We start from the raw sequence: 13,249 nt of genomic DNA on the forward strand, positions 1-13,249 counted from the left end.
TAATCGAATGAATGAACATGATCCGAATCGGGAAGTCAACCAAAGCGCAGTTCCCTCCAGTGAAGAGCTGTGGAACGAGGATACATATGCTGCCTGGACAAGCCGCTTTGGCACACCTTCCGAGGCTGCAGCAAAGCTTGTGAAGGAGCCTGTGGTCAAGCTGTTCCCGCTCGGCGGTTACCTTGGCGAAGTCAGAGGTACAAAGATAATGAATCTCATGGGTTCAAACGGGATGAAAGCCGTAGCGCTGAGTCTGCTGGGAGCGCGGGTAACCGTCGCTGATTTCTCGGAAGCCAACGCCCGGTATGCAGGCGAGCTGGCAGCGGCAGCGGGAGTTCAGCTTGATTATCTGGTCTCGGATGTCTTGAAGCTGCCGCAAGAGCTGCTGGACGGCTCATACGACATCGTATTTGCAGAAATGGGGATTGTGCATTATTTTACGGACCTGGCTCCGTTCATGGATATCGCATACCGGCTGCTGGCAGCCGGCGGGAGGTTCGTGCTGCGTGATTTCCATCCGGTCACGACCAAGCTGATCACCTCGAAGGGAACGACAGCAAAAGTCCGCAAGCATAAGGTGAGCGGTGATTATTTTGACACGGCGCTGGAGGAGAAGAAGGTTTCATATTCGAAGTATTTACCCTTGCCAGATTCAATCGCGGAAGATGTAAAACACAGTGTCGTATACTGGCGCCGCTGGACGCTGGGTGAGATCGTAACGGCAGCAGCGCGCAGCGGACTTGTGATCCGCGAATTGGCCGAGGAGCCGAATCTGTCTTCCGACGTGTACGACAAAGGAATTCCCAAGACATTCGTCCTGGTGGCGGAGAAAAAGTAGTTTGTTAATCAAACGGTATAGCCTGTGGCGCTTGTTCAGCGGCCACTTGAGGCTGTGCCGTTTTTTTTGTGTCCATTGCTTATTCCTCTGTCACACCTTGGGCCGCCAGATTCACAAAAGCCTGCTGCAAGGGAGTCAAGGCAGAATCCTTCCGCCAAGCGAGCACAAAATCGCCATGATCCGGCTGCACTCCCGGCAGCTCCGCATAGGATAAGCTCCCGGCTGCCACTTCTTCCATAATTCCCGCCTTGGAGAAGAGCGCGATCCCTCCGCCTTCACGAAGTATTCTCTTCACCGCCTCCGGCGAGTTCAGCACCGCATGTCCCCACACTTTTACCCCGTTCCGCTGCGCCCATTGATCGGCAAGCCTCTGCAGGGAAGAGGACGGTTCATGCTGAAGCCAGGGCTCAAGGACGAGTTGCTCCGCTGTTAAATCATGAATCTCTGCGAACGGGTGGCTAGGGGCGAAGACCAGTACAGCTTCATCCCGCAGGATGCTTTGTGTATGGAATGAACCGTCCTGACCAGCCGCGCTATGTAAAGCCGCCAGCGGAATTTCTCTGCCCCGCAGCCGTTCGCGTATAACATCCTCAGGCTGAACCGAGAGGGAGATGTCCAGGTCCGGATATTGAAGGGTGAATTGCGCGAATGTTTTTGGCAGAAGATATGTACCGGGTATATAGCTTGCCTCCAGATGCAGATTGCCTGAGGAGAGGGAGGAGTACTGCTTGATGCTGCGCTCTGCCTCGGCTGTTAATGCCACAATTTTGGCCGCGTATTGATAAAGAGTCCGTCCGGCGTCAGTAAGGAGCACCCGACCGCTGCGGAACTGAAACAGGGGAGTTCCCAGCTCGGCCTCCAGACTTTTCATATGGAACGATACTGTCGGCTGTTTCAGTCCCATTTCAGCGGCGACATCGGTTACTTTTTTATATTTTTCAATCAGGACTATGATCTGTAATTTAACAATGTTCATACTTTACCTCCGGCAAATAGGGAATCGTTAACAAATAGTATTCTCAATATAGATTATATCTATATAAATATACATTTTCTATTATGTTTTTTATCTTTTATTTTACAAACATAAGAATTTACCCTGACGAACGGGCTCTAGAATAAGAAGAGTCAGATGTGACATGAACACAGTCTGATGCTTCCAAAGGTGAGTTTTGTACGAACAGAGAACATGTAGCAGACACTCACAAAACATAGCAGATGCAGCAGCAAATGCTATACAAAACACTCAGGAGGAGACAAAAAAATGCAATTCAGAAAATCGTGGGTCATGGCTTTGGCGTTAACTGGTGTAGTAGCACTTTCAGCATGCGGTAACAACGGGGGAAATAATGCAGCAACCAATAACGGAGGAAATGCGGCTGCCACAACTGCTCCAACAGAAGCAAGCAGCGGCTCGGATCTAACCGGATCTATTCTGGCTTCAGGCTCTACAGCACTGCAACCGCTCGTTGAGCAAGTAGCTGAGAAATTCATGGAAAAGAACTCAGGCGTGGACATTCAGGTTCAAGGCGGAGGCAGCGGCACTGGTCTTACTCAAGTAGCTGAGAAGCAAGTGGATATCGGTAACTCCGATGTGTTTGCCGAAGAAAAGCTGAAGGATGCCGATGCTGATAAAGCAAAAGCGCTCGTTGACCACCAGGTAGCGGTTGTAGCGATTGCAGCAGTTACTCACCCGGATGCAGGCGTAGATACTTTGACCAAACAACAGCTTATCGACATCTTCACTGGTAAAGTGACGAACTGGAAAGAAGTTGGCGGCAAGGACCAAAAGATCCAGATCATCAACCGTCCAAGCAGCTCCGGTACACGCGCTACCTTTGAAAACTTTGCACTTGGCACCAAAACAGAAGATTTGCAAGGTTCCATCCAAGAGGATTCTTCCGGTACGGTTAAGAAAATGATCGGCGAAACTCCGGGAGCTATCGGTTACCTCGCACTGTCCTATCTGGACTCTTCTGTAAAAACATTGAAGTATGACGGTGTTGAACCTTCCGTTGACAATGTAATCGCTGGTAAATATCCAGTATGGGCTTACGAGCACATGTACACTAACGGCGAACCTAATGCACAAGTAAAAGCATTCCTTGACTACTTCATGACTGATGAAGTACAAACAGGCGACGTAGTGGATCTGGGATACATTGCAGCTTCGCAAATGCAGGTTTCCCGTGATGTAGCAGGTAAAGTTACCACTAAGTAATTCATTTGCAACATCCAAACAAATCATTCATTAGAACATCATGTGATTAGAGGCGGAATTCTTCTGCCTCTCTTTTCACTTTAGAAAGAGGGAGCATGTTGACGGTAAAACCAAAGAAAACGCGGATCGAAAAACATCATATAGAGGATTTCATTGGACGTTCATATATGTCCTTTTGTGTGCTGCTATTGATTGTAATCATTGTATCAATGGTTTATTTTGTAGCGTCCAAGGGGATTTCGACCTTTACCAGCGGCGACATCAAGATCACAGATTTCTTGTTCGGAACAAAATGGTCGCCTGAAGGAGATACCCCTTCTTATGGAGCCTTCCCTTTTATTGCCGGGTCATTTCTGGTTACGCTGCTCGCAGCGCTTATCGCAAGTCCGCTTAGTCTCTGCGCCGCTCTGTTCATGACCGAAATTGTACCGGGCTGGGGCAAAAAGCTGCTGCAGCCGGTTATTGAATTGCTGTCGGGAATTCCATCCGTTGTTTACGGCTTCGTGGGACTCAGCGTTATTGTTCCCTTTCTGCGCAATACGTTCCCTGGTCAGGGCATCGGGGTTGCTGCAGGCGCGCTTGTCTTGTCGGTTATGATTCTGCCGACTATTACAAGCGTGGCTGCAGACGCGCTGGCTTCTTTGCCGCAAAACTTAAAAGAGTCCTCCTTTGCGCTCGGTGCCACTCGGTGGCAGACAATCTCCCGGGTGATTCTCCCGACAACCTTCCCGGCGATTATGACGGGGATTGTTCTGGGGATGGCCCGCGCCTTCGGTGAAGCCCTTGCTGTACAGATGGTTATCGGGAATGCGCCTTTCGTTCCGCGGTCGCTCTTTGAGTCGGCCTCGACCCTGACCAGTGTCATTACGCTGGGCATGGGGAACACTACGATGGGCTCGCCGCATAATAATGCGCTGTGGAGCATGGCACTGGTTCTTATGTTGATGACCTTTGTATTCGTCCTCCTCGTAAGAATGCTCGAAAGGAGAAATAAAATATGAAGCCGAGAACCGCAGATAAAATAGCCACAGGCCTGATCGTATTTTTCGCATTACTTATTGTAGCCATTCTCGTTGGATTGCTCGGATACATTATCATCCGCGGCTTCAGCCATATCAGTTGGGATTTCCTGACTTCAGCACCGCAAAAGATCCGTGCAGGCGGAGGGATTGGGCCGCAGTTGTTCAACTCCATTTTCCTGCTGGTGCTGACTTTGATCATTACGGTACCGCTTGGACTTGGCGCGGGAATTTTCATGGCGGAGTATGCCCGTCCCGGCAAGCTTACGAATTTCATCCGTCTGATCGTGGAGGTATTATCATCTTTCCCTTCAATTATCGTCGGTTTGTTCGGGCTCTTGTTAATTGTCAATTATTTTGATCTTGGCTTCTCCTTGATCTCCGGCGCACTTGCGCTTACCTTCTTCAACCTGCCGCTGATGGTGCGGATCACGGAGCAGGCGTTCCGCACGGTGCCGAAGCAGCAGAAGGAAGCGGGTTTTGCCCTTGGATTGTCCAAATGGAAAATCGTGACCACCGTGCTGCTTCCGGTAGCCTTGCCTACAATTATCACCGGTACGATCCTGTCCGCAGGCCGTGTCTTCGGTGAAGCGGCTGCGCTCATGTTCACGGCGGGTATGAGCAGCCCGCGCCTCGATTTCTCGAATTGGAATCCGCTCAGCCCTTCTTCGCCGCTGAACCCTTTCCGTCCGGCGGAAACGCTGGCGGTGCATATCTGGAAGGTCAACAGCGAAGGCTTGGCGCCTGACGCCGCACAAATCGCAGCCGGAGCTTCGGCGGTGCTTGTGATTACCGTACTGATTTTCAATCTGGCGGCGCGTTATTTCGGCAGATTCATCTACCGCAAGCTCACGGCTTCCAAAAGAATGAGCTAAACCAAGAATACGATAGATCAATAGGAGGAGTATGAGATGGGTATTGCAGAACCAATGGTGCGCGAATCTTTTCAAACGGAGAATCTAAGTATATTTTACGGCACATATGAGGCAGTGAAGGGGATCAGCCTTCCTTTTGCCCAGAATACGGTTACAGCGCTAATCGGGCCTTCCGGCTGCGGCAAATCGACATTTCTCCGCTCGCTGAACCGGATGAACGACGAAATCTCCGGCTCGACAACGAAGGGGAGCATCTGGATTGACGGCGTAGACATTAACGCATCCGGTACAGATGTCATCAGACTGCGGCAAAAGATCGGCATGGTCTGGCAGAAGCCCAACCCGTTCTATAAGTCCATCTACGACAATATCGCCTTTGGGCCGAAATATCACGGCATTAAAGGCAAAAAAGCGCTGGATGAAATCGTTGAGAGCAGCCTGCGCCGCGCCGCCTTGTGGGATGAGGTCAAGGACCGGCTGAAGGATTCGGCGCTGGCCCTCTCCGGCGGACAACAGCAGCGGCTGTGCATCGCACGGGCTTTATCGGTTAATCCGCAGATTCTGCTTCTGGATGAGCCGGCTTCGGCGCTGGACCCGGTATCCACAGGTAAAGTTGAAGAGCTGATTAAGGAACTCAAAGAGGAACTGCGGATCGTAATCGTTACCCACAACATGCAGCAAGCGGCGCGCATCTCAGATTATACGGCATACTTTTACCTGGGCTCGCTTGTAGAATATGATAAGACGGAGAAGGTCTTCAGCAATCCTGAGAATCAAATGACTCAAGAGTATATCATGGGCCGCTTCGGCTGATTAGCAGAATAAATATGGTTCCTCCTATTGGGAGGGACCATATTTGCTTGTTAAGGGACAATCCAATTTATCAAACGTATTGACATCACATGGATTGAATAATATAATCTAAATTAAATCTAACTATTTAGTTATAAAGGAGGCGGAAATAATCGCACCCACAGAGAATAAGAAAAGTTCAAGGACTTACGATGCAACCCGTACCAAAGGAAGCATCCTTGACGCTGCGGAAGAGGTATTTGCCGAGCTGGGTTACTCGGCAGCGCGGATTGATGTTATCGCTAAGGCTTCCGGGTATAACAAAAGCCTGATCTATCAGTATTTTGGCGACAAGCTGGGGCTATACACAGAAGTAGTCAAACGAGCCGACCAGCTAAGCAATCAGGTTACAGGAGCCGCAATCGCCGATTTGTTGAAGAACCGGAGCCTGGTAACGGACCCGGCAGTATTTCAGCAGTTTCTTGAAACGCTGACCCGTGAAACCTATGAATTTCTTTTGGAGAACCCGCGTTATCTGAAAATTATGTTCTGGGAGGCTGCGGAAGATTGGAAGACATGGAATCAGATTACGTATCGCCCAGACGATATTACTCAGTTGCATGAGCTGGCTGTAGCCGCCAAGCAGAATGGAATTCTCCGGCAGGATTTCGATCCGGCAATTTTTCCGCTGCTGATTATAAATGTGACGACGACGACCCTTCAGTCATTATCCCGGTATGAAAATGTGCTGGGTAAGCTAGAATCACATCAGCTAATTGATCAGACGGCGAAATTCGTAATTCATGGTATTATGGAGCCATCTTTGCTCTAGAAGATGGCCGTTTTTTTCAACATTTATAAATAACTAGTTAGTTTAATCGAAGGAGAGAATAAAGATGAGTGCTGTTATCCAGACGGAAGAACTAACCAAGAAATATGGGAACAATCAAGCTGTTGACGGGCTCTCCCTTCATGTTGGCAAAGGGGAGCTTTACGGATTTCTAGGGCTGAACGGCGCGGGCAAAACAACAACAATACGTATGCTTTTGGGGATGATCCGGCCGGATTCCGGCTCTTCCTATTTATTCGGGCAACGTGTAGATGCTGGCAGTCATAAGCTATGGGGAGATGTTGGATATATGGTGGAAACACCCTACTCATATCCTGAACTTACCGTTCGGGAGAACCTGGAGATTATCCGTCGTCTTCGCGGAATAACTGATCCCAGTGCTGTTAATAACACAATGGACAAGCTCCAGCTAACGGTCTACCGGGACCGCAAGGCCGGTAATCTGTCACTTGGCAATAGGCAGAGGCTTGGGTTGGCCAAAGCTTTGCTGCACAATCCGCAAGTACTGATTCTGGATGAGCCGACGAACGGACTTGATCCTGCGGGGATTGCTGAAATCCGGCAACTGCTACGCGAGCTTGCGCTCAACTACGGTGTGACGATTTTCATCTCCAGCCATATTCTGGGCGAAATTGTAAAGCTGACAACACGAATCGGAATTATTCACCAGGGCAGACTGCTGCAGGAGAGCGATATGAGTGAACTGCAGCATGTCTTACAAAAACGTTTGGTTGTGAAGACCCGTGATTCTGAAGCGGCCCGCTTAAAGCTGCTGCAGGAAGGCTACCAGCCGAAGATAACCGATGATAGGCTGCTGTTGATCTCTGATCAGCATGCGATAGAGAATCCAGACCACATTGCCAATCTGTTGGTAAATGCGCATGTGCCGCCTATCCAGTTGAATGTAGAGGAAGAGGATCTGGAAGCTTATTTTCTCAGAAGAATTGAGAACGAAGGGAGAAACGATCAATGAATCGGCTGATAACGGCAATATGGGCAGAGGGTTTGAAAATTCGGCGCTCCAGGCTGCTTTGGATTTCACTGAGTGTAAGCATTCTGCTGCCAATTATGCTGGGGCTTGTCTTTTCCGGCTCAATTGGTTCCCAGAACAACCGTGGAGGCCTATTGGATTCGATGGGGTTCATGGAGGAGCTTGGTTTTGTAGTTTCGATTGGAGGGATGATTGGATTTGGGTTTGTATTCAGTTGGATATTTGGCCGGGAGTACTCCGACGGCACGGTAAAAGATTTGCTGGCGCTTCCGCTTTCGCGTTACGGAGTGGCTGCTGCTAAATTAATCGTTGCCACAGTTTGGTGTGTGGCTCTGGCATTGATTCTCTTCGGTGTTGGCGGCATGGCCGGATGGTTGGTCGGGCTGAAGGATTGGAGCCTTGAGATCATTGTCCAGAGCTTCGAGAGGTATGTTTTGCTCGCTCTTATGACCATTTGCTTAAGTATCCCCGTTGCCTGGATCGCCAGCGTTGGGCGCGGATATCTGTCGCCACTCGGGTTTATTGTGTTAACCATAGTAATCACTCAGCTTGGCGGAGGAATGGGAATTGCACAATACATTCCTTGGGCAGTCCCAGGGCTCCTCAGCGGCGCTTCAGGAGAAGTGGACCATCTGCAGCCGGTTAGTCTTATCCTTCCATATTTGACCGGAGGCATTGGCATTGCAGGTACACTGGCTTGGTGGCGGTATGCCAATCATTCGTAAGTACAATAAGTAAATGATCATTACAGGAACAGGTGATGGATGCCTAAACAGTAATCAAATTTGAATTCAGCTCCTAAAACATGTACAATCATTGAGAATGATTATCATATAATGTTTTGGAGGGGACACGAATGAATCAGACTAATTCCGCATCTTCCGGCAGTATCGCCGCTGTAATTAAGGAGCGCCGCTCCGTCAAGCAATTCAAGCCGGAGCCACTGCGGGAAGGGCTGCTGGAGGAACTGCTGAATGTCGCTGTTTGGGCGCCGAATCACGGCCTTCGCGAGCCCTGGAGGTTCATTGCTTTCCAGGGCGAAGGGGCAAAATTTCTCGGGGATGCCGTGTTTTCAATAATGAAGCGTATAGTTTCCGATCCCGAATTCGCAGTGAAGCGCAAAGAATATATCGCTTCAATTCCGCTTACGCTGATTGTCGTGATGCCTGAAGATCCACGGCAGAGAGAATGGGATGAGGACTACGCCGCTGTCTCCGCATTGGTGCAGAATTTCCAGCTTGCGGCGTGGGAGCAGGGAGTCGGCACAATATGGAAGACCGATCCATACATTTATGCGCCGGATTTCCGCACTGCAATCGGTGTGAAGCCTGGAGAAAAGATCGTTGCCATGGTTCATGCCGGATATCCGGAGACCGTTCCCGGCGCCCGTCCGCGCACAGAGGCCGCCAAGCTGCTGCAAGTTATAGACAGCTACCCGGAGAACGGGACGTTAGGCTAGGATTTTACGACTCACATATACAGCATTGTTATCGTTCCAGTACTACTTACGGGCATCCTGCGGGATGCCTTTTTGTACAATAATATGCACAAGAATATAAAGCTGAAGCTGGCGCGGATTCAGAAGGATCTGTCCCAAGAGCAGCTTGCGGAAGCGGTAGGGTTCACAAGACAGACCATTGGGCTGATTGAGGCCGGCAAATATAATCCGTCCATCCGGATGCATCGCCGTCTGCAAGGTGCTGGAGCGAACTATAAAGATGAACGCCTTACAGCCGAGCATCAAAAGCTGAATTCCCACGGTTTTCTGATTGTAGCAGAGAATTTGTGGTTGCTCTTGTAAAACTAATATAATTAGTTTATATTATAACTAATCATATTAGTTTTTGAGGAGGATGTTTGATGAGAGTAACTCAAGAAGGCCATTTGCTGCAGCTTACCTGGATGCCAAGATTTTTCCCCGTCAATTGTTACCTCGTTGAAGAAGCGGATGGCTTGACGTTAGTGGATGCGGCGATGCCGTTCAGTGTTAAAGGGATTATGGATACTGCGGCCCGGCTGAACAAACCGATTACCCGCATCGTTCTGACTCATGCGCATGGCGATCATGTAGGAGCGCTGGATGAGCTGAAGAAGCGGATTCCTGAAGCAAAGCTGTACATCTCCGAGAGGGATGCCGCTCTGCTGAGAGGGGACCGTTCTCTAAGAGCCGACGAGCCGCAGACTCCGATTAAGGGCAGTGTGCCGACCAAGATAGCTTCGAAGCCTGATGTATTGCTGCATGAGGGCGATTCAATCGGCTCATTAACGGCCATCAGCACACCCGGCCATACGCCGGGTTCCATGTCTTTTCTGGATGAGCGGACAGGGGCGCTGATTGTGGGCGATGCTTTTCAGACCTTCCGTAGAACCGCGGTTTCGGGGACAGTGGTTCCTGGGTTCCCTTTTCCGGCCATGGCCACATGGAACAAGGCTCAGGCGCTAAGCAGCGCAATAAAAGTTCTGGAGCTCTCACCTAAGCTGCTCGCAGTAGGTCACGGCAACCTGCTGAAGGCTCCAGGTGAACAAATCAAACAGGCAATTCACACAGCACAATTACTGCAGAAGAAGGTGGAAAGCTGAGATGTCACCGAGAGCTGGACTAGATACACATACACTTGTACTCGCCGCGGCTGAAATTGCAGATGAGCAAGGGATTGAAGAAGTAACTCTGGCGGCACTGGCGGCCAAGCTGGGCGTACGTTCACCATCGTTGTATAATCATGTTAACGGTCTTCAAGGACTGCGATCATTGCTTGCTGTATACGGCCTGGAGCAGCTATACGCTGCAATGGCTGCTTCTTCAGCGGGGCTGAGGGGAGATAAAGCTCTACATGCTATGGGACATGCCTATGTTGACTTTGCGAGAAAACGCCCGGGGCTGTATGAGACAACACTGCGTGCGCCGGAGCAGGGAAATTCAGCGCTGGAGAAGAGGAGTGAACAGTTGCTGTCGTTAATTATTGAAGCGCTCGCAAGCTATGAGCTTGGAGAAGAAGGAGAATTGCACGCCGTCCGGGGGTTCCGAAGCTTACTGCACGGCTTTGCCGCTCTTGAGAATAAAGGAGGCTTTGGTATGCCGCTGGACCTGGATGTGAGCTTAACCCGGCTGATCAGCATGTTTATTGCCGGTATTCACAGCATGAGCGCAACTGCAGAATAATTTAACTAATAACAAACCGCCGGGAGGAATACGAACGTGAGTAGTGTTGAAGAGCAAGGAATGGTTACAACTTACGAGGAAATGAAAGCTGTTATCGACAGGCTGGGGATTGTGCCGCTGGCTTCACTGATCCCGGAGCATCCTTCCGTGAACGGCTTGACCAAAGCTGAGAACTGGCACACGGATACTGAATTAGACCCTTGGGGGTGGCGCGCACGTTTTCCCGGCGAAGCTCATGCTGCATACGGCAAGTTCATCAAGAAAAAAGCAATTCTGGTTTCAAGAGAATGGTTCCCGGCATATGCAGCGGCAGCGGGCAGCAAGCGGGACCTTGAAGAGCGTTACAATAGCGGGCTGGCTACCAGGGAAGCACTGGCTCTGCTGCAGATCATCCGCCATAACCAGGGCATTGAGACACGCGAGCTGCGCAGGCTGGCTGAGATGAAGGCGAAGGAGAAGAAGACTGCATTTGACAATGCCGTCACGGAGCTGCAAGGCACACTGGATATTGTAATTTCGGGTGTGAAAGAGCGTTATAATGCTGAAGGTGAGAAAAATGGCTGGAACAGTACTTCGTTTGAAACAGCAAGCCATTGGATGGAGGAAAATGGAGTTCCAGCATTTAATGGCACGCGGGAAGAAGCTATATCGTGGCTCCGCTCCCGTATGGAAGGGAACTGGACTCCAGCGGCAATAGCCTGGCTTAGCAAGGTACTGTCCTGGTAACATAGAAACGGCTAATCGTACCCATTATGAAAATCTATAGTTCAACGGATATAGCAGCTATTCCAGCATGGGGGCAAGGTAAGTGATCAGGAAATACAAGAAACCGAATGCTAGCATAATGTAGGCAGTGTATTTGATGGCATTGGAGGCGACAATACTTAAGTCTTTAGGGGCTTTTCCTTCGGATCGTTCCTGTTCAAGGGGCTCTGTATACTGGGATAACGATTCTTTCATCTCCAGATTACCTCCTAAATGTATTGTTAGTCTGAACATCCATGAAGCAATATCAGGCATAACTGGCTATGGAAGCATAATCCTAAGTTTTGCGGGGATTTGAAAACGGATTCCTCATTTGTATTGTGACATAATTGTGAACTCGGTTCAACGATTATGTGAATAACATTTGAACATATCTTTAAATTATAATTATTCATTTGATTAATTATAGTTGTGAAACCCAAAAACACCCTGTAGCTCTCCATTTCCAGAAGAGATACAGGGTGTTTTGTATGAATTAATAGGTTGTCAAGAGGTTCAATCCAAGAGCTTATGCCCAGTTTCCGTTGCGGAAAAGCGGTTCTGCAATGCCATCATCCGTGATTCCGTCGATGTTCATCTCAGGCGAGCCCATCATGAAGTCCACATGGGTCAAGCTTTGGTTCATGCCTCTTTCGAGAAGCTCTTCCTTGGACATCCTGGTCCCTTCCTGCAGGGTGAATGCGTAGGATGCACCCAGAGCCAAGTGGCAGGAGGCATTCTCATCGTAAAGGGTGGTGTAATATAGAATGCCGCTTTCCGAGATCGGAGAATGATAAGGAACCAGAGCGACTTCGCCAAAATATACAGACCCTTCGTCCGTAGCGAGCAGGGTGGCTAAAGCGTCATGGCCTTCCTCTGCCGTAAATTCTGTAACCTTGCCGTTCTCCAGCGTAAGTGTGAAACGGTCAATAATCTTGCCGCTATAGCTGAGCGGCTTGGTGCTGCTGACTTTGCCGTTGGCACCGGTCTTTAGTGGCGCTGTGAAAACCTCTTCTGTTGGAATGTTCGCCAGGAAAGGCACACCACGGCCGTTCACGGCACCCGCCTGGCACCAGATATGGCCTTCAGGCAGCTCGATTGTCAGATCAGTACCTGGAGCGGTATAGTGCAGCTTGCGGTATTTTTTGGCGTTCAGGATGTCACAGCGCTGCTTCAAGCCGTTCAAATGAAGCGTCCAGGCTTCAACCGGATTCTCCTGGTCCGCACGGGAAGCCTTGAATATAGCATCCCACAGTAGCTCCACCTGCTCCTCAGAAGGAGCATCCGGGAATACCTTAGCAGCCCAGACCGGAGAAGGAAAGGCAACGATACTCCAACTGGCATGGTTGCCCATCAGCATTTCGCGGTACGGCGCTGTAGCCTGACCTACTGTGCGCTGATTATCGGCGATTCTTGCAGGATCTATTCCATTCAGCAAATCCGGATTGGTCGAGACGATGGTCAGGAAGGCTGCACCGTTCCGGGCCAGATCCTCAAGCTCATCCGCCTGCCATTTTGGCGGCTCCAGAAAGCTGGGAGCAGGCGCCAGCTCATATCGCGCCCGTGTGACGAGCTCATCCGAATAATTGACCTTAACCAGCTTAGCACCGGCCTCATAAGCTTGGCGCACCACGAGACGCACCAGCTCGGCGGAAGCAATATCAGCATTGACTACAAGAGTTTGCCCGGGCTGAATATTAATTCCAATCTTTACCGCAAGCAATGCATAATTCTCCAGCTTTTGCTCGAAACTCAGCAT

Annotated in this window: 15 protein-coding genes and 2 pseudogenes; 14 read left to right on the forward strand and 3 right to left on the reverse strand. The window is 50.0% G+C overall.

Annotated features, from left to right (window positions below; all coding sequences use genetic code 11):
- The first annotated feature begins 7 nt into the window (after nucleotides 1-7).
- Entirely contained in the window at nucleotides 8-838 is an 831-nt protein-coding gene (locus B212_RS0111230) for a class I SAM-dependent methyltransferase (RefSeq protein ID WP_019910841.1), read from the forward strand.
- Nucleotides 839-917: 79 nt separating this feature from the next.
- Here B212_RS0111230 and B212_RS31260 read toward each other — a convergent pair whose 3' ends face one another.
- Nucleotides 918-1,814 carry a LysR family transcriptional regulator gene (locus B212_RS31260; protein WP_019910843.1) on the reverse strand — a complete coding sequence of 299 codons (897 nt, stop codon included), beginning with the start codon at nucleotides 1,812-1,814 and terminating at the stop codon, nucleotides 918-920.
- 288 nt (nucleotides 1,815-2,102) lie between these two features.
- On the opposite strand from B212_RS31260, the gene B212_RS0111240 reads away from it, so the two are divergent.
- The 13 genes and pseudogenes from B212_RS0111240 (at nucleotide 2,103) to B212_RS0111295 (ending at nucleotide 11,472) form a co-directional block, all read left to right on the forward strand.
- Entirely contained in the window at nucleotides 2,103-3,059 is a 957-nt protein-coding gene (locus B212_RS0111240; protein WP_019910844.1) for a phosphate ABC transporter substrate-binding protein, read from the forward strand.
- Between the two features lie 95 nt (nucleotides 3,060-3,154).
- The gene (gene pstC, locus B212_RS0111245; protein ID WP_036668101.1) at nucleotides 3,155-4,060 is read left to right on the forward strand and encodes a phosphate ABC transporter permease subunit PstC; all 906 of its coding nucleotides are present in this window, start codon (nucleotides 3,155-3,157) and stop codon (nucleotides 4,058-4,060) included.
- On the forward strand, nucleotides 4,057-4,953 hold the full coding sequence (pstA, locus tag B212_RS0111250) for a phosphate ABC transporter permease PstA (RefSeq protein ID WP_019910846.1): 897 nt from the start codon (nucleotides 4,057-4,059) through the stop codon (nucleotides 4,951-4,953). Before pstC ends, pstA begins: the two co-directional genes overlap by 4 nt.
- A 36-nt stretch (nucleotides 4,954-4,989) precedes the next feature.
- Nucleotides 4,990-5,766, forward strand: coding sequence for a phosphate ABC transporter ATP-binding protein PstB (pstB, locus tag B212_RS0111255; RefSeq protein WP_019910847.1), 777 nt, complete (start codon nucleotides 4,990-4,992; stop codon nucleotides 5,764-5,766).
- Between the two features lie 214 nt (nucleotides 5,767-5,980).
- Nucleotides 5,981-6,109: pseudogene (locus tag B212_RS35925) on the forward strand (TetR/AcrR family transcriptional regulator); the annotation flags it as partial.
- Nucleotides 6,110-6,175: 66 nt separating this feature from the next.
- On the forward strand, nucleotides 6,176-6,577 hold the full coding sequence (locus tag B212_RS35330) for a hypothetical protein (RefSeq protein ID WP_019910848.1): 402 nt from the start codon (nucleotides 6,176-6,178) through the stop codon (nucleotides 6,575-6,577).
- 64 nt (nucleotides 6,578-6,641) lie between these two features.
- The gene (locus B212_RS0111265) at nucleotides 6,642-7,568 is read left to right on the forward strand and encodes an ABC transporter ATP-binding protein (RefSeq protein ID WP_019910849.1); all 927 of its coding nucleotides are present in this window, start codon (nucleotides 6,642-6,644) and stop codon (nucleotides 7,566-7,568) included.
- A complete protein-coding gene (locus B212_RS31265; RefSeq protein ID WP_019910851.1) occupies nucleotides 7,565-8,311 on the forward strand; it encodes an ABC transporter permease in 747 nt (248 codons plus the stop codon). Before B212_RS0111265 ends, B212_RS31265 begins: the two co-directional genes overlap by 4 nt.
- A gap of 131 nt (nucleotides 8,312-8,442) precedes the next feature.
- Entirely contained in the window at nucleotides 8,443-9,045 is a 603-nt protein-coding gene (locus B212_RS0111275) for a nitroreductase family protein (RefSeq protein WP_019910853.1), read from the forward strand.
- Nucleotides 9,046-9,129: 84 nt separating this feature from the next.
- Nucleotides 9,130-9,337 (forward strand): annotated as a pseudogene (locus B212_RS31270) (helix-turn-helix transcriptional regulator).
- Between the two features lie 109 nt (nucleotides 9,338-9,446).
- Nucleotides 9,447-10,166 carry an MBL fold metallo-hydrolase gene (locus B212_RS0111285; RefSeq protein WP_019910854.1) on the forward strand — a complete coding sequence of 240 codons (720 nt, stop codon included), beginning with the start codon at nucleotides 9,447-9,449 and terminating at the stop codon, nucleotides 10,164-10,166.
- A gap of 1 nt (nucleotide 10,167) precedes the next feature.
- Entirely contained in the window at nucleotides 10,168-10,746 is a 579-nt protein-coding gene (locus tag B212_RS0111290; protein ID WP_019910855.1) for a TetR/AcrR family transcriptional regulator, read from the forward strand.
- Between the two features lie 36 nt (nucleotides 10,747-10,782).
- The gene (locus tag B212_RS0111295; protein WP_019910856.1) at nucleotides 10,783-11,472 is read left to right on the forward strand and encodes an AlkZ-related protein; all 690 of its coding nucleotides are present in this window, start codon (nucleotides 10,783-10,785) and stop codon (nucleotides 11,470-11,472) included.
- Between the two features lie 57 nt (nucleotides 11,473-11,529).
- On the opposite strand, the gene B212_RS35000 is transcribed toward B212_RS0111295, so the two are convergent.
- Complete coding sequence (locus tag B212_RS35000; RefSeq protein WP_019910857.1) at nucleotides 11,530-11,706, reverse strand: hypothetical protein; 177 nt, start codon at nucleotides 11,704-11,706, stop codon at nucleotides 11,530-11,532.
- A 313-nt stretch (nucleotides 11,707-12,019) separates the two neighbouring features.
- Complete coding sequence (locus B212_RS0111305; protein WP_019910858.1) at nucleotides 12,020-13,249, reverse strand: aminopeptidase; 1,230 nt, start codon at nucleotides 13,247-13,249, stop codon at nucleotides 12,020-12,022.

Source organism: Paenibacillus sp. HW567, from assembly GCF_000374185.1.
Lineage (GTDB): Bacteria > Bacillota > Bacilli > Paenibacillales > Paenibacillaceae > Paenibacillus_AQ.

Excerpts from the sequence above, each read along its gene's own strand:
- pstA (WP_019910846.1), top strand. The coding sequence starts at position 4,057 with ATGAAGCCGAGAACCGCAGATAAAATAGCCACAGGCCTGATCGTATTT.
- B212_RS0111290 (WP_019910855.1), top strand. The coding sequence starts at position 10,168 with ATGTCACCGAGAGCTGGACTAGATACACATACACTTGTACTCGCCGCG.
- B212_RS31265 (WP_019910851.1), top strand. The coding sequence starts at position 7,565 with ATGAATCGGCTGATAACGGCAATATGGGCAGAGGGTTTGAAAATTCGG.
- B212_RS0111275 (WP_019910853.1), top strand. The coding sequence starts at position 8,443 with ATGAATCAGACTAATTCCGCATCTTCCGGCAGTATCGCCGCTGTAATT.
- B212_RS0111305 (WP_019910858.1), bottom strand. The coding sequence starts at position 13,249 with ATGCTGAGTTTCGAGCAAAAGCTGGAGAATTATGCATTGCTTGCGGTA.
- pstB (WP_019910847.1), top strand. The coding sequence starts at position 4,990 with ATGGGTATTGCAGAACCAATGGTGCGCGAATCTTTTCAAACGGAGAAT.
- pstC (WP_036668101.1), top strand. The coding sequence starts at position 3,155 with ATGTTGACGGTAAAACCAAAGAAAACGCGGATCGAAAAACATCATATA.
- B212_RS0111285 (WP_019910854.1), top strand. The coding sequence starts at position 9,447 with ATGAGAGTAACTCAAGAAGGCCATTTGCTGCAGCTTACCTGGATGCCA.
- B212_RS0111265 (WP_019910849.1), top strand. The coding sequence starts at position 6,642 with ATGAGTGCTGTTATCCAGACGGAAGAACTAACCAAGAAATATGGGAAC.
- B212_RS0111240 (WP_019910844.1), top strand. The coding sequence starts at position 2,103 with ATGCAATTCAGAAAATCGTGGGTCATGGCTTTGGCGTTAACTGGTGTA.
- B212_RS0111230 (WP_019910841.1), top strand. The coding sequence starts at position 8 with ATGAATGAACATGATCCGAATCGGGAAGTCAACCAAAGCGCAGTTCCC.
- B212_RS35000 (WP_019910857.1), bottom strand. The coding sequence starts at position 11,706 with ATGAAAGAATCGTTATCCCAGTATACAGAGCCCCTTGAACAGGAACGA.
- B212_RS31260 (WP_019910843.1), bottom strand. The coding sequence starts at position 1,814 with ATGAACATTGTTAAATTACAGATCATAGTCCTGATTGAAAAATATAAA.